Here is a 15,886-nt window from a genome sequence, read left to right on the forward strand (position 1 = left end):
TCACCACTGGAAAAACGCCATGAACTGGAAACCTAACCATTTGTATCAGGTGATATATCTATAGGATCATACCGTTTTTTATTTTAAAAACTTGGTGTCACATCATTGACTAATGTACACTTTAAAAATACTTTTTTGATGCAGTCTCCGTAGCCTGCCTGTTCCACTGTCTGCGCATACAAAATATCGACACTGCCCAGCTTCTGTTCTCCCAGATAATACACAGCTTCTCCGGCTTTTTCTCCTTCCAAGGCCGGTGCAGGAACCGTTTCCGTAAGCTCCCACTTCTTTGTTACCCCCGTCATATCCTGTCCGTTCAGATCCAGATACCGGAATTCCTTCTCATACCTGAGCGATACCGTATCCTCCACGCCGCCTTTTACTTTTAATTTAGGCAGGGTATCCGTATTGGCATCATGATAAATGCTGCAGACGGAAAAGCCGTATGTCAGAAGCGTTTTGGCATCCGCAAAGCGGACTTTATGATCCGGTGCAGCCATTACAACCGCGATCAGATCAATGCCATCCTTATGCGCTGTTGCACTGAAACAGTATTTTGCCACAGATGTTGATCCTGTTTTCAGTCCGGTTGTATATTCGTACTGCTTCAAAAGCTTATTGGTACTCGATAATGTAAAAGGCGTGCTCCCTTTTTGGGTGACATGCGTGATATCCTCCATCCAGATCTTCGTATACTGATAGATCTCAGGGTATTTTGTGATCAGTTCTCTTGACATCAGCGCCACATCTCTTGCAGATGTATAATGCTGCTCATCACTCGTCAGGCCGCAGCAGTCACAAAAATGCGTTTCTGTCATGCCCAGTTCCTTTGCTCTTGCATTCATCCGTTCCACAAAAGCCTCTTCACTGCCACAAATTTTTTCTGCCATTGCAACGGAAGCATCGTTTGCCGAAGCTACCACGATACATTTGATCATCGTTTCGACTGTCTGCACCTCGCCTTCCTCCAGAAAGACCTGTGAGCCTCCCATCGATTTGGCATACGCACTTGTTGTCACTTCATCATCCAGCTTCAAATTTCCGCTTTTCAGTTCATCAAAGATCAGGATAAGAGTCATGATCTTGGTAATACTCGCCGGGCTTCTTTTCGTATCTGCATCCCTCTCATAGATCACCTGCCCGGTAGAAGCCTCCATCAGGACGGCGCTCGGAGACTGCACTTTTGCATCCAGCTCCGCATTCTGCCCGTTGACAGACTCTGTTGTAAAAACAGCAAATAACATGCACGAAAAAAGCAGACATAAAATCTGCTTTTTTACTTGAAATCTGATACGCATCATTACCTCTGTTGTCTTTTTATAATCATACGCATATTTGTACTGCTTTATTACTGCTTCATACGGATTGCCATATAAGACTTGATCTCTTCCACACATTTTTCAAAGCCGAGCTTTGAGCTGTCCAGACACAGATCATAGTTACGGGCATCAAACCATTCATGCCCTGTGTAATAATGGTAATAATCCGCTCTGTATTTATCCGTCTTTGCGATGTACTTCTCTACTTCCTTGTCAGAACCGTATCCAAGACGTTCTTTGGCACGTTTCATACAGAAATCATGGCTGCCATGTACGAAAACACTGATCACATGATCATATTCTTTCAAAACATAGTCTGCACATCTGCCAATGATCACGCAGGATTCCGCTTCCGCAAGCTGGCGGATCACTTTTGCCTGATAATTGAATAAATTATCATTGGAAGTAAATTCATCACTTTCCGGCGGGATCAGCTGTCCCTTATACACATTTTTGGTAATGCGCAGCAGTGGTGAATTTTTCAGTCTTTCATCCGCTTTTCCAAACAACCCTTCCGCAATACCGCTTTCATCGGAGGCGAGACGCATCAGTTCTCTGTCATAGCAGTTGATACCCAGATCTCTTGCAAGTGTCTCTCCGATCGTTTTTCCGCCGCTTCCATACTGTCTGGCGATTGTAATAATAACCTTCTCCATACCCAAACACCTACTCTCCTAAATATGCTTTTTTAATAGATTCGTTGTCCATCAACTCTTTTGCATTTCCTGTCAGGACAATTTTACCTGTTTCGAGTACATATGCACGGTCTGCAATGGAAAGTGCCTTTTTTGCATTTTGTTCCACAAGAAGAACTGTCGTACCACTTTTGCTGACCTGCTGTATGATATCGAAAATTTCATTTACAAAAATAGGGGACAATCCCATGGATGGCTCATCCATCAGGATAATATTCGGATGGCTCATCAGCGCACGTCCCATGGCAAGCATCTGCTGCTCACCACCGGAAAGCGTTCCTGCCATCTGTCCTTTTCTTTCTTCCAGACGCGGAAATCTGTCATATACCATACGAAGTGTGTTTTCTATCTCTTCTTTGTCTTTTCTGGTATAAGCCCCCATTAACAGATTTTCATATACGGAAAGCTGTGCAAAAACTCTTCTTCCTTCCGGTACATGTGCCATACCAAGCGATACGATCTTATATCCCGGTGTTTTTGTGATATCTTTTCCTTCAAATACGATCGTTCCCTTTGTCGGCTGGATCAGTCCTGTGATCGTATGCAGGATTGTTGTCTTACCTGCTCCGTTTGCACCAATGAGTGCAATGATCTCCCCTTTATTTACTTCAAAATCGATGCCCTTTATCGCTTCGATCACGCCATAATGGACATGCAGATCTTTGACTTCAAGCATTGCCATATCAGTTTCCTCCTATTCGCCAAGATATGCTGTAATAACCTGTGGATCATTCAGCACCGTACTTGTATCACCCTGCTTCAGTACCTCTCCGAAGTTCAGTACCGTCAGTTTTTCGCAGATACCGGAAACAAGCTTCATATCATGTTCGATCAGAAGTATCGTCATATCAAATTTGTCTCTGACAAAACGGATGGTATCCATCAGTTCTTTTGTTTCATTCGGATTCATACCGGCCGCCGGCTCATCCAGAAGCAGCAGCTTCGGATCTGTGGCAAGCGCTCTTGCGATCTCCAGCTTACGCTGCTTACCGTAAGGCAGATTGGAGGCAAGCAGATCTGCTTCCCGATCCAGATCAAATACCTTTAAAAGTTCCATGGCACGTTCGTCCATTTCCTTTTCCACTTTGAAGTAACGCGGCAATCTCAGAATGCCTTCCAAAGTGCTGTATGGATGATGATTATGCAGACCGACCTTTACATTGTCCTTTACGGACATATCCTTAAATAATCTGATATTCTGAAATGTTCTGGCAATACCTGCCTTATTGATATCAATCGCCTTTTTGCCGGTTATATTTTCTCCGTCTAATTTGATAATGCCTTCATCCGGCTTATAAACACCTGTCAGCAGGTTGAAGATCGTCGTCTTTCCTGCTCCGTTCGGGCCGATCAGACCATATAACTGTCCTTTCTCGATCTCAATATCAAATGCATTTACCGCACGCAGACCGCCGAAGGAGATTCCTAAATTTTTTACTTCCAAAAGTGCCATAATTATACCTCCTCCTTCTTTGTTCTTTTCAGTTTTTCTGCCATCTTTTCTTTCCATGCAACAGTACGCGGGCTCCAGTTAAAGAGCATCATGGCGATCAGAACGATCGCATAGATCAGCATACGGTAGTTATTCAGTCCACGTAAAAGCTCCGGAAGCAATGTCAGGATCACAGCTGCGATCACGGAACCTCTCATATTACCGATACCACCAAGCACAACAAATACCAGGATCATAATTGACATATTATATCCAAAGTTTTTCGGAAGTGCTGTCAGTGTGGAAAGATTATGAGAATAAAGTGCACCTGCGACACCTGCTAAAGAAGCGGATATCGTAAAGGCGATCATCTTATACTTTGTAATATTGATACCAACGGATTCTGCCGCAATACGGTTATCACGAATCGACATAACCGCTCTTCCCGTTCTGGAATGTACCAGATTGTTGATGATGATCAGCGATAACAGGATCAGCACCACACCGATCGTAAAATTGGAATCATGCGGTGTTCCGGTAATACCCTGTGCCCCCTTAATAAGCACCTTACCATCCGGTTCCAGTCCCAGCGACATCGTATCTGTCATGGAAATATGGATACCATGTGAATCCACACCAAGGTAGATCGCATTGATGATGTTTTTGATGATCTCACCGAATGCCAGTGTAACGATTGCCAGATAGTCTCCTTTTAACCGAAGTACCGGAATACCGACTAATATACCGCAAAGCGCTGCACTTGCTGCTGCGACCAAGATTGCGATAAAGAAACGGAGTCCTTCATTTGCAATGCTGTCCTTCAGCCCCAGTGAAAAAAGAGCACTGCTGAATGCGCCGATACACATAAAACCTGCATGCCCAAGACTCAGTTCTCCTAAAATACCGACAGTCAGGTTCAGGGAAACAGCCAGGATCACATAAGTACAAAGCGGAACTAACAGTCCCTGTAATAAAGAAGAAAGATTTCCTGTTTTCAGCAGGATCTCAACGATCACATAGGCGATCACGACCATCAGATATGTAATCAGGTCATTTTTTGTCACTTTATTTAATTTCAGTTTTCCTTTTGTTTTTTTCTGTTCGCTCATCATTATCACCTACACTTTCTCCTGAATGTTCTTGCCCAGAATACCGGTAGGGCGAACCAGAAGGACGATGATCAGAACCGCAAACACGATCGCATCCGCCATCTGGGATGAAATATATGCCTTACTTAAATTTTCAATGATGCCAAGCAGGATACCACCGATCATAGCACCCGGAATAGATCCGATTCCACCAAATACCGCAGCAACGAATGCCTTGATACCGGGCATTGCACCTGTATACGGTGTCAGGGAAGGATAGGCGGAGCAAAGCAGAACACCTGCGATTGCTGCCAGTCCGGAACCGATGGCAAACGTCAGGGAAATCGTCCCGTTTACATTGATACCCATAAGCTGTGCAGCTCCTTTATCCTCGGACACTGCCACCATGGCACGACCTGCTTTTGTCTTCTTGATAAATAAAGATAATCCGATCATGATCACGATACATGCCAGAACAGTCACGACAGCAACACCCGGAATGATCAGCTGTCCGTCAAACAATGTGATATTTTTCATTGTAACAACCGATGTAAACGCTTTTGTATCGGATCCGAAGATCAGAAGTGCCACATTCTGCAGCAGATAGCTGACACCGATCGCTGTGATCAGAACCGCCAGCGGGGATGCATTACGGAGCGGCTTATAAGCAACTTTTTCCACAACCACACCCAAAACAGTACAAACTGCCATGGAGATCAAAATTGCCACATACGGATTGATCCCAAGATTGCTGACTGCCACAAACACAACATAACCACCGATCATGATGACATCGCCGTGTGCAAAATTCAGCATTTTTGCAATACCATACACCATGGTATAACCCAGTGCAATAATAGCGTATACACTACCAAGACTGATTCCTGTTACCAGGTAAGAAATAAAACTCATGCAAACACCCTCTTCATCTCTCATTTTTCTGTCATTTTTTGTATTTTATCATATTTTTTGCGAATTCTCAACTTGTAAGATTTCTCTTATGATGCAAAAAGGGGCTGTTTCAAACAACCCCTTTGTTTTATCAACTTTATATTTCAGCAACTGAAATTACATTGCTGTGTAAGAACCGTTTACGATCTTAACTGCCTTAGGCTCCTTTGTCGGCTCGCCGTCTGCAGACCATGTAATAGTACCTGTCAGACCGTTTACTGTGATCTCTGTCATAGCAGCCTTCATTGCTTCACAGATATCGGATACAGACATATCTGCTGTAATACCTGCCTTTTCAGCAGCAGCTTTGATCGCATAGATTGCATCGTAAGTATCGGCTGCAAACTGATTTGGTGTTTCACCGTTAAATTTGTCTTTGTAGTTCTTTACAAAGTTTACTGTCAGGTCATCTGTTGCATCAGCAGCAAATGGTGTCAGCAGCATAACATTTTCTGCAAGAGATGTATCAAAGTTTTCTACATTCAGGATACCGTCAAGACCGTCACAACCGAAGAACTGTGGTGCATATCCCATTTTGTCAGCCTGTGAAAGGATCAGAGATGCTTCTGTATAGTAGATTGGTAAGAATACCAGATCTGCGCCTGCATCTTTTGCTTTCTGGAGCTGTACGGAGAAGTCTGTCTTGTTATCAGCTGTAAATGCTTCTGCAGATACGATTTCAAAAGGCTGATTTGCTGCTTCTGCTGCAAATTTCTCATAAATACCTGAGGAATAAATATCTGAGCTGTCGTAAATAACCGCTACCTTTGTAGCCAGGTTGTTTTCACCGATGTACTGTGCAGATGCAAGACCCTGGTTAGGATCGGAGAAGCATACACGGAATGCGTTATCATACTGTACACATTCTACTGCAGAACCTGAAGGTGTTAACTGGAACATGTTGTCATCTTTTGTGTACTCGCTGACTGCAATACTGCATCCGCTTGTAACAGAACCAACTAACATCTGCATACCCCAGTCCTTTAAAGTATTGTATGCGTTTACTGATTTTTCAGCATCACACTCATCATCCTGGAAGTTCAGTTCCAGCTGCATACCATTTACACCGCCTGCTGCATTGACTTCATCAACTGCAAGCTGTGCTGCATTTGCAACAGCTGTACCGTAAACTGCTGCAGCTCCTGTTAAAGGTCCGATACCACCGATCTTTAATGTACCGCCTGCTGCATTTTCTGTACCTTCTGCTGTAGTATCTGTTGCAGCGTCAGATGAACCTGCTGCATCATTACTGCTTCCACAGCCTGTCAACATAGATGCTGATAAAGCTGCCACCATTAAAAGGCTTACTAACTTTTTCATTTTCATAATATTTCCTCCTTCTTTGGCAAACCCTGTATATCATCCGGTTCATAAAGATACCACAAATATACAAAAAGGCTTCTCTCTGTGGAAAGAAGCCTCGCCTTTGTTGCCTCAAAAGCATAATATGGTATTTTGCACATCTTGTCAACGCAAAATTTCACGGTATAATTTTTATTCATAAAATCTATAACCTCAGGTTATCGCGTATCGTATGATACTTTTCTAATACATATTCTTTCTTTTCTTTTGCATTTTCACGAATATCTATTTCCAGCGCACTTAACAGATGGTATGTAAAATCCAGCATGTATAAGAATAATATGAAAAGTGCCACTCTTCTGCCCTGTGGCTCAGGCATCACATTTAAGAAACGCAGAACCGCCGGCTGGATCACCCTGACGATCCCCAGTCCGTAAATGCCCCATGCCAGTGTGCTTTCCAGACAGATCACCCCCTTATAATTAAATGGTTTCTCATTATAATCCCACCATACTTCATGCAGCACTCTCTGCATCAGCATTGCAACCAGATATTCAAAGATCGTAGCGGTCACTGCAGCAGTCAGATACAGTCTGACCGGGTGAGCTGCAAGCGGTCTTAACAGGAAATAGCCAAGTACGGCACCAAACCCATAGATCGGGCAGAATGGGCCAAATCCAAAGCCTCTGTTGGTCAGTTTATGGTTGCAAATGCTCATATATAACGATTCAACGGCCCATCCGAGCATACTGTAGAACACAAAACACTCTACGATATGCTCTGCACTGACGCCGTAAAAAACTCTGTTCCACATAGAATCTCCTCCTGTTCTTTATGAGAATTTTCTGTAAAATTTTCCCGTAAAGAAGAAAATCTCTGGTCATAATGGCCAGAGATTTCTTATATTAATTGTATTTGCGTTTTCTTGCTGCTTCAGATTTTTTCTTACGTCTTACACTTGGTTTCTCGTAGTGCTCTCTTTTGTGAATTTCCTGCTGGATACCAGCTTTTGCACAACTTCTTTTGAAACGGCGTAAAGCGCTATCTAAAGTCTCGTTCTCTTTTACGATTACGTTTGACATAAATCACACCTGACCTCCCTTCAGTCCCTTCAAGTATCTTGACTGCTGGGTTAATATTATTCGTACACAGAATCATGTACAATACGATTATAACAGATTTTAACAATCCGTCAACCGTTTTTTGTGATTTATCCTGAATTTATTTTATCTGACCTGCCAGTACCTTTTCTGCTTCTGCGATCGCTGCACCGATACCGTCCGGATTCTTACCGCCTGCCTGTGCCATGTTCGGTCTTCCGCCGCCGCCACCGCCGACAAGTGCTGCGATTCCTTTGATCAGATTTCCTGCATGTGCACCCTTCTGCATTGCTGCATCTGTTGCCATTGCGATCAGGTTGACTTTTCCGTCCTTTGCAGATGCCAGAACAACAACACCGTCTCCGATCTTTTCCTTGAGCTGATCACCCAGATCGCGCAGACCGTTCATGTCTACATTTTCTACGCTTGTGGCAAGCAGCTTCACACCGGAAACATCCTTTACCTGATCCATGACATCGCCAAGTGCTTCTTTGGCAGCTTTGCTCTTTAAGGATTCGTTTTCACTCTGCAATTCCTTTACCTGTTTCTGCAGATGCTCGATCTTTTCTGTAACGCCGGCCGGATTTGTCTTTAAAAGTGCTGCGATCTCTGCAAGCTCTTTGTCAAGCTGTGCATAATATGCGATCACATGATCCCCTGTAATGGCTTCAATACGGCGAACGCCTGCTGCAACACCGCTTTCTGCAAGGATCTTGAATGCACGGATATCTCCTGTATGGGCAACATGTGTACCACCGCAAAGCTCCTTGGAGAAATCGCCCATGGATACAACACGTACCTCATCACCGTATTTTTCACCGAACAGTGCCATCGCACCTGTCTTCTTTGCTTCCTCAACACTCATGATCTGTGTTGTTACCTGCAGATCTTCTGCGATCTTTTCATTCACGATCTGCTCAACCTTAGCAAGCTCTTCCTTTGTCATTGCCTGTCCGTAACTGAAGTCAAATCTGGTACGTTCGCTGTCCTGATAAGATCCCTGCTGATGTACCTGATCACCCAGCACTTCCTGAAGCGCTGCCTGTAATAAATGTGTTGCGGAATGGTTTCTGCATGTGTTTGCATGCGATACTGCATCCACTTCCATAGATGCCTTTTCTCCTGTCGCAATACTGCCGGATACGACACTGCCGATATGACCGATTCTGCCGCCCGGTAATTTTACGGTATCTGTTACGGCAAATACGCCTTTTTCTGTCTTGATCTGGCCTTTGTCGCCCTTCTGTCCACCCATGGTAGCATAGAAAGTTGTCTTTGGTACGATAACGGTACCTTCCTGTCCCTCTGTCAGGGTATCAACCAGTTTATCTTCTGTTGCAATGACCTTGATCTCGCTTTCTGTTGTCAGCGCATCATAACCGACAAAGGTACTTGTAACAGAGGCATCCAGTTCCTTGAACAGATCATTGTCCACTGTCAGTTTTGCGGAGAAATTCTGATTCCCACGTGCTTTCTGCTTCTGTTCTTCCATTGCCTGCTCAAAGCCGGCCTCATCTACTTCCACATTTTCTTCCTTTGCCATTTCCACGGTAAGCTCGATTGGGAAGCCGAATGTATCATATAAATAGAAAGCGTCTTTTCCGGAAATGGTCTGTTTGCCGGATTTTACGGTTTCGTCCAGAATCTTCTTAAATTCTTTCATACCGTTTTCCAGTGTGCTTTCAAAACGAACGATCTCTTTATCCAGCTCTTTTAAAACGAATTCACGGTTTTCTACCAGATTCTTATAGCTGTCATGATAGATCTCATCGATATAGATCGTAGCGATTTTTAAAAGATCTTCTTTTTTCAGTCCAAGGCTGCGGCCATGTCTTACCGCACGTCTGATCAGACGGCGCAGTACATAACCTGCTCCCACGTTGGAAGGTGTCAGTCTTGCTTCATCGCCGATCAGCATCACACCTGTACGGATATGATCTGCCACGATACGCATGGATCTTGTCAGTGCTTCATCAGCTTCGTATTTGCTGCCGGATACCTGTTCAATATATGCAATGACCGGAGCAAAAAGGTCTGTCTTATAAACATCCTTTGTACCGTTTAAGAAAGCAAGGTTTCTTTCCAGTCCCCAGCCGGTATCTACGTTTTTCTGTTTCAGTGGTGTCAGATGACCGTCTTTATGCTTCTCATACTGCATAAATACATCATTACCAAGCTCTGTATACTTACCGCAGCTACAGCCCGGTCCGCAGTTAGGACCGCAATCCGGTACATCTGCGATATAGAACATTTCACTGTCAGGGCCACATGGACCGTATTCCAGTCCCCACCAGTTATCTTCTGCAGGCAGGTAATATACATTTTCTTTTTTGAAGCCGGATGCGATTCTGCACTGTGCGCCTTCTTCGTCACGCGGTGCATTTTCATCCCCTGCAAATACAGTAGCTGCCAGATGATCTCTGTCAAAGCCGTAAACCTGTGTCAGCAGCTCAAAGCTCCATTTGGTACGCTCTTCCTTGAAGTAATCACCAAGACTCCAGCTTCCCATCATTTCAAAGAAAGTCACATGGCTTGTATCGCCAACGGAATCAATATCGTTTGTACGGACACAGCCCTGTACATTACAGAGTCTTGTGCCGAGCGGATGCTTCTTACCGAGCAGATAAGGCATCAGCGGCTGCATACCTGCCACGTTGAACATAACACCTGTTGAACCGTCGGAAACAAGGGAAACCGCACCAACGTCAACATGTCCACGTTCTTTATAAAAGTTTAACCAACCATTTCTAAGTTCATTTGAAGTAAACTGCTTCATTTTCTTTCCTCCACACGTTATATATTAAAAAAACTGTATTTTATCCTACATGATACTCCGTGCTTCGCACTCTCATATCATGCACCTATAATTCGCATTCGACCTATCGGTCTATATGCTCATTACAGGTATCGTTTCTAAAGGAAAAAATGTCCTATGCATAAATGCAGGACATTTTTTCTTTGAAACTGACTAAAATGTAAACTTGTCTGCAAAGTATGCATCCAGATCAGCGATCGCTACACGCTCCTGCTCCATGGAATCACGGAAACGGACTGTTACGCAGTTGTCTGTTTCGGAATCGAAATCGTATGTGATGCAGAACGGTGTACCGATCTCATCCTGACGACGATATCTCTTACCGATATTTCCTCTGTCATCAAATTCACAGTTATATTTCTTAGAAAGCTGTGCATAAATCTTTTCCGCACCTTCGTTTAACTTCTTGGACAGTGGCAGTACACCGATCTTAACCGGTGCAAGAGCCGGATGGAAATGCAGAACTGTTCTGACATCCGGTTTTTCTTCTGTTCCGATGTTTTCCTCATCGTATGCTGCACAGAGGAATGCCAGTACGACACGGTCAGCGCCGAGAGAAGGCTCAATAACATACGGAATGTATTTTTCGTTCTTTGTATCATCAAAGTAAGACATATCCTGACCGGATGTGTTCTGATGCTGTGTCAGGTCATAATCGGTTCTGTCAGCAATACCCCAGAGCTCGCCCCAGCCAAATGGGAAGAGGAACTCGATATCGGTCGTTCCCTTAGAGTAGAAGCAAAGTTCTTCCGGATCATGGTCACGCAGACGCATTTCATCTTCTTTGATACCGAGTGCAAGCAGCCAGTCACGGCAGAAGCCTCTCCAGTACTGGAACCACTCCAGATCTGTACCAGGCTCGCAGAAGAACTCAAGCTCCATCTGCTCAAACTCTCTTGTACGGAATGTGAAGTTACCCGGCGTGATCTCATTACGGAAAGATTTACCGATCTGACCGATACCAAACGGGATCTTCTTACGGGAAGTTCTCTGCACGTTTTTGAAGTTTACGAAAATACCCTGTGCTGTTTCCGGACGCAGGTAAACGGTATTCTTTGCATCTTCCGTAACACCCTGGAATGTCTTGAACATCAGGTTGAACTGACGGATATCTGTGAAGTTGTGCTTACCACAGGTCGGGCATGGGATATTGTTATCCTCTACAAATGCTTTCATTTCTTCCTGTGAAAATGCATCGATCGGTTTTTCCAAGGTGATGCCTTTTTCCTGTGCATAGTCTTCGATCAGCTTGTCAGCACGGAATCTTTCATGACATTCTTTACAATCCATCAGAGGATCTGCAAAGCCGCCAAGATGTCCACTGGCCACCCATGTCTGTGGATTCATTAAGATCGCGCAGTCCACACCGACATTATATGGATTTTCCATGATGAACTTCTGCCACCATGCGCGTTTTACGTTGTTTTTCAGTTCTACACCGAGATTACCGTAATCCCATGTATTGGCAAGTCCGCCGTAGATTTCGGAGCCCGGATAAACGAATCCGCGGTTCTTTGCAAGTGCTACAATTTTTTCCAGTGATTTTTCCATGTTTTCATCCTCGCTGTTCTTTTTTATTCGTATATGATAAATGCCTTCTGGCCTTCATTCAGATTGACTGCTGTCTTATCGTCCACCAGAGAAACGCCCTCGCTGATATGCGTGATCTTGCCCGGTACTTTCACCTGCTGCTGTTCTTCTAAGATCACAGCATGCTTTTCTCCAAGCTCCAGAACATCCGCCTGTGAAATGGCTGTTCCGTCTGTCTGCTTCATCTGCGGGAATTCATAGCCTGCAGAATACGCATCTGCCACAGTGCCTGCAAACAGTTCTTTTTCATTAAAGCCTGTATATGCATTATAATCTGCAAATGTAATATTCACATGAACGGTCTGCTCTGTCAATTCAATCTTATCCAGACTGACCGCTTCTTCATTTCCGCTCTGTGTGTTATAGCTTGCGACCTGACCTTCAATATTGCTTTTCAGCTCATCCAGATCGTAATAGGGCTGATTAAATTCTTCTACGATTGCTTCTGTGATCTGCCCCTTCTTATCAATGATCACAGTATTCGTATCTACGTCCGTTTCCTTCTGGCATGCGCAAAGCAGACATGCAACACAGACCATCAGAAAAACCGCTCTCCATTTTTTCATAACTTACCTCCTGCATATCGCATTATATTATACTAGCAAGGGCTCAGTTTTTCAACCTGCAATTTTCCAGTATCGAAAGGCTTTTGAACCTGTGCCCGATATATCTGTCCCTGTAGATCCTGCACTGCTCTGCCAGCTGCTGCAGAACCGCGTCCGATACTTTAAAGGTATAAAGCTTTTCAAAAGGTGCCTGCATGACATACCGGATCGTATATACCGTGCTCTCCAGCAGTGTTTCTTCGTGCAATACGCCCGGAAATTCTCCGTTTACCACAAGTGCTTTCATTTCAAATATGTACTGCACAAGCTCATGCGGCACTGCGCCTTTTGTGAGTGCCTTCAGGGAAACATACAACAGCTTCAGCATATCTTTTTCATCATTGTTCTCCCTTGTGTAGTAATCTGCCACATCACAGAAGTACATACCGTAAAAAGCCCCTTCAAAATCTTCCCTGAGATTTTCAAAGTATTCCGCGATCCGCACCTCCGACAGATTATATGCCGTTTTTCCCTCGTAAAGCCGGAACGTACCGTAACAGAACGGATTCGTGGCAGCCATAAATCTGCTGCCCGGCTTTTTGGCACCTCTGGCAAAAGCCGATATCTTCCCCCGTTCCTTTGTCAGAACCGTTATTCTTTTGTCCATCTCCAAAACAGGGACAGCCTTTAAGACTATCCCTGTTACTTCTACAAAATCCTGCATGCCAGCTCCTGCTCCCGCTACATTCTGCCTACATCTCCGTCCTCTTTTGCTTCTGTCTGCTGCCTGAAAGCATCCTCTTCGGACTGCGCTTTGTTCTCTGCGCTTTCTGCCGCTTCCCTGTAGCTTAAGTAATCCGCAACCTTACCGCTCATATAAAAGGTATCCCAGCATTCCCTATCACGCATCTTCCGTTTCCTCCCGTAGATTAGATACTAATAGGGTTCGTTCTTTCCCGGAAAATATGTGTGGTAGTTTCTCCCTTATCTGGTAATATCTTTTGCGTTATAACCGAAGTTTTTCAAAAGGAAATCGCTGTCGCGCCAGTCTTTCTTGACCTTTACCCAGAGCTTCAGATTGACCTGTGTTTCCAGCAGATCTTCGATCTCCTTCCTTGCACGGCTTCCGATCTTCTTCAGCATACTGCCGCCTTTTCCGATGATGATTCCTTTATGGGAATCACGTTCGCAGACGATCGTTGCATCAATATCCACAATGCTGTCATCCGCTCTCCACTTCATCTGATCAATGGAAACCGCGATCCCATGTGGGATCTCCTCATCCAGACAGCGCAGTGCCTGTTCACGGATCAGCTCGGATACGATCTGCCGCTGCGGCTGGTCTGTTACGGTATCTTCATCATAAAACATCGGTCCATATGGCAGATATTTGAAAATAGAATCGATCAGATCCTGTGTATTATCGCCCTTCAGCGCTGAAACCGGAACAATCTCCGCAAAATCCAGTTCTTTTCTGTAAGCATCGATAAAGGTCAGGATTTCTTCTCTTTTTACCGTATCTGTCTTGTTGATGACGAGGATGACCGGCGTTTTTGTCTTTTTCAGTTGCTCAATGATATGTCTTTCTCCCGCTCCGATAAAGGTGGACGGTTCCACCAGCCACAGGATCACATCAACCTCCGACAACGTATGCTGTGCCACATTTACCATGTAGTCACCCAGCTTGTTTTTTGCCTTATGGATGCCCGGTGTATCCAGGAAAACGATCTGGCCCTGCTCACACGTATATACAGTCTGTATTTTATTTCTGGTTGTCTGCGGCTTATTGGATGTGATCGCGATCTTCTGTCCGATCAGCCGGTTCATCAGTGTTGATTTTCCTACATTCGGTCTTCCGATCAGTGTCACAAAACCGCTCTTTTTATTTGTTTCCATATATGCTTCCTTTAACCCTCTTACCGGAGCCTCGTTTATGGCTCCTTTTTATCTGTTTCTTCTTCCTGCTTCTTTATCTGTCCTGCTGCATCCGGCTGTTCGTTCTGCTTCTGGAATTTTTCCAGCTTCTGCGCCAGCTTTCTTTCACGTTTCTTTTTACTTTTCTTTACGATCGTGCGGATCACAAGCACGATCACGGCGATGATCAAAGCCCAGATCAGCAGATACGGCAATGCGATCACAACATCGATCAGGAAGTTTTTGATACCCTGCAGCACGCGCTTCACGCTTGTCACAAAACCGTCTGTCATACGCTGCAGATCTGATTTTGGCTCCTGCGTATCCGGTGTGTAGATCGTTACCTCTTCCACGGAAAGATGGATGGTTGCGTAGTCGACCTGATTGTCGTATGTACGGAGCTGTGACTCCATGGACTGGATCTGATACCGGACTTCCGTCAGCCTTGTCTCCAGTGCAATGATCGCATCCACACTTTCCGCTTTTTCCATCAGCGCCATGAGTCTTTCCTGCTCCACTTCAAGTGTCTCTTTCCTGCTCTTTGTGTCCACATAGGAAAGTGTCACATCATCGGTTGACTCTGATTTTCTTGTGACATTGGCATTTTCAGAAACCATCGTTACCATTTCATCCATTTTATCGGCAGGTACTCTGACCGTATAATCAGCCGATCTGTTTCCTTCATAGCCATAACTGCTTCCATACGTATTGCTGCTCTCGATATAGCCGCCCAGCTCTGCGACCTTTTTATCGATCTGGGAAAGCAGCTTGTCAAAGCTCTGTGTTTCCACGCCGATATCCATGCGGCGGATGAGCTTTCTGCCCTGCTCCACCTGCTTTTGCACATTTTCAGCCGTAGTTGCACCGGAGCTGTCACCGCTGCTTTGCGCTACCGCATCATATTCGTAAACGTCTTCCGAAGCCGCATTATCCACAGCTTCCTCGGTCATCATATCGGACGCTGCCATTGTCTGCACCGCCTTATTCGATGCGGAAGAATCATAACTGCTTCCACAGCCTGTCAAAAGTAACGCAAGTCCCAATACACAAAGTAATCTCTTTTTCATAGTAACCCTCCTTTTGCTGTCTCCATAACCTCTTTTCTTTTCGCATTTCTGCTATTTATAATACGTCC

Annotated in this window: 16 protein-coding genes; all 16 read right to left on the reverse strand. The window is 44.7% G+C overall.

Annotation, left to right across the window (positions count from 1 at the left end):
• Positions 1-83 precede the first annotated feature (83 nt).
• The 16 genes from KQI22_RS12855 to KQI22_RS12930 all read right to left on the reverse strand — a co-directional run bounded on the left by KQI22_RS12855 (position 84) and on the right by KQI22_RS12930 (position 15,818).
• Positions 84-1,244: a D-alanyl-D-alanine carboxypeptidase family protein gene (locus KQI22_RS12855; RefSeq protein WP_253293642.1), complete on the reverse strand. Its 1,161-nt coding sequence runs from the start codon at positions 1,242-1,244 to the stop codon at positions 84-86.
• A 104-nt stretch (positions 1,245-1,348) separates the two neighbouring features.
• Positions 1,349-1,975 carry a cytidylate kinase-like family protein gene (locus tag KQI22_RS12860; RefSeq protein ID WP_216552993.1) on the reverse strand — a complete coding sequence of 209 codons (627 nt, stop codon included), beginning with the start codon at positions 1,973-1,975 and terminating at the stop codon, positions 1,349-1,351.
• Between the two features lie 10 nt (positions 1,976-1,985).
• Positions 1,986-2,696 carry an ABC transporter ATP-binding protein gene (locus KQI22_RS12865; protein WP_216552996.1) on the reverse strand — a complete coding sequence of 237 codons (711 nt, stop codon included), beginning with the start codon at positions 2,694-2,696 and terminating at the stop codon, positions 1,986-1,988.
• A gap of 12 nt (positions 2,697-2,708) precedes the next feature.
• The gene (locus KQI22_RS12870; protein ID WP_216552998.1) at positions 2,709-3,467 is read right to left on the reverse strand and encodes an ABC transporter ATP-binding protein; all 759 of its coding nucleotides are present in this window, start codon (positions 3,465-3,467) and stop codon (positions 2,709-2,711) included.
• 2 nt (positions 3,468-3,469) lie between these two features.
• Positions 3,470-4,555 carry a branched-chain amino acid ABC transporter permease gene (locus KQI22_RS12875; protein ID WP_216553000.1) on the reverse strand — a complete coding sequence of 362 codons (1,086 nt, stop codon included), beginning with the start codon at positions 4,553-4,555 and terminating at the stop codon, positions 3,470-3,472.
• A 9-nt stretch (positions 4,556-4,564) separates the two neighbouring features.
• Complete coding sequence (locus KQI22_RS12880; protein WP_216553003.1) at positions 4,565-5,446, reverse strand: branched-chain amino acid ABC transporter permease; 882 nt, start codon at positions 5,444-5,446, stop codon at positions 4,565-4,567.
• 156 nt (positions 5,447-5,602) lie between these two features.
• Positions 5,603-6,805, reverse strand: coding sequence for an ABC transporter substrate-binding protein (locus KQI22_RS12885; RefSeq protein ID WP_334299620.1), 1,203 nt, complete (start codon positions 6,803-6,805; stop codon positions 5,603-5,605).
• Between the two features lie 187 nt (positions 6,806-6,992).
• Positions 6,993-7,601: a putative ABC transporter permease gene (locus KQI22_RS12890; RefSeq protein ID WP_216553009.1), complete on the reverse strand. Its 609-nt coding sequence runs from the start codon at positions 7,599-7,601 to the stop codon at positions 6,993-6,995.
• A gap of 91 nt (positions 7,602-7,692) precedes the next feature.
• Positions 7,693-7,869, reverse strand: coding sequence for a 30S ribosomal protein S21 (rpsU, locus tag KQI22_RS12895; RefSeq protein ID WP_022005090.1), 177 nt, complete (start codon positions 7,867-7,869; stop codon positions 7,693-7,695).
• A gap of 139 nt (positions 7,870-8,008) precedes the next feature.
• Complete coding sequence (gene alaS / locus KQI22_RS12900) at positions 8,009-10,663, reverse strand: alanine--tRNA ligase (RefSeq protein ID WP_216553012.1); 2,655 nt, start codon at positions 10,661-10,663, stop codon at positions 8,009-8,011.
• A gap of 192 nt (positions 10,664-10,855) precedes the next feature.
• Positions 10,856-12,253 (reverse strand): glycine--tRNA ligase, encoded by a 1,398-nt coding sequence (locus tag KQI22_RS12905; protein ID WP_216553015.1) that lies wholly within the window; start codon positions 12,251-12,253, stop codon positions 10,856-10,858.
• Positions 12,254-12,276: 23 nt separating this feature from the next.
• Complete coding sequence (locus KQI22_RS12910) at positions 12,277-12,858, reverse strand: hypothetical protein (protein ID WP_216553018.1); 582 nt, start codon at positions 12,856-12,858, stop codon at positions 12,277-12,279.
• Between the two features lie 43 nt (positions 12,859-12,901).
• Entirely contained in the window at positions 12,902-13,561 is a 660-nt protein-coding gene (recO, locus tag KQI22_RS12915) for a DNA repair protein RecO (protein ID WP_216553021.1), read from the reverse strand.
• A 17-nt stretch (positions 13,562-13,578) separates the two neighbouring features.
• On the reverse strand, positions 13,579-13,746 hold the full coding sequence (locus KQI22_RS12920) for a hypothetical protein (RefSeq protein ID WP_216553023.1): 168 nt from the start codon (positions 13,744-13,746) through the stop codon (positions 13,579-13,581).
• A 75-nt stretch (positions 13,747-13,821) separates the two neighbouring features.
• Positions 13,822-14,733: a GTPase Era gene (era, locus tag KQI22_RS12925; protein ID WP_216553027.1), complete on the reverse strand. Its 912-nt coding sequence runs from the start codon at positions 14,731-14,733 to the stop codon at positions 13,822-13,824.
• Between the two features lie 35 nt (positions 14,734-14,768).
• Positions 14,769-15,818 carry a DUF4349 domain-containing protein gene (locus tag KQI22_RS12930; RefSeq protein ID WP_216553030.1) on the reverse strand — a complete coding sequence of 350 codons (1,050 nt, stop codon included), beginning with the start codon at positions 15,816-15,818 and terminating at the stop codon, positions 14,769-14,771.
• Positions 15,819-15,886 lie beyond the last annotated feature (68 nt).

Origin of the sequence: Kineothrix sp. MSJ-39 (genome assembly GCF_018917935.1) — a bacterium.
Taxonomy (GTDB): domain Bacteria; phylum Bacillota; class Clostridia; order Lachnospirales; family Lachnospiraceae; genus CAG-194.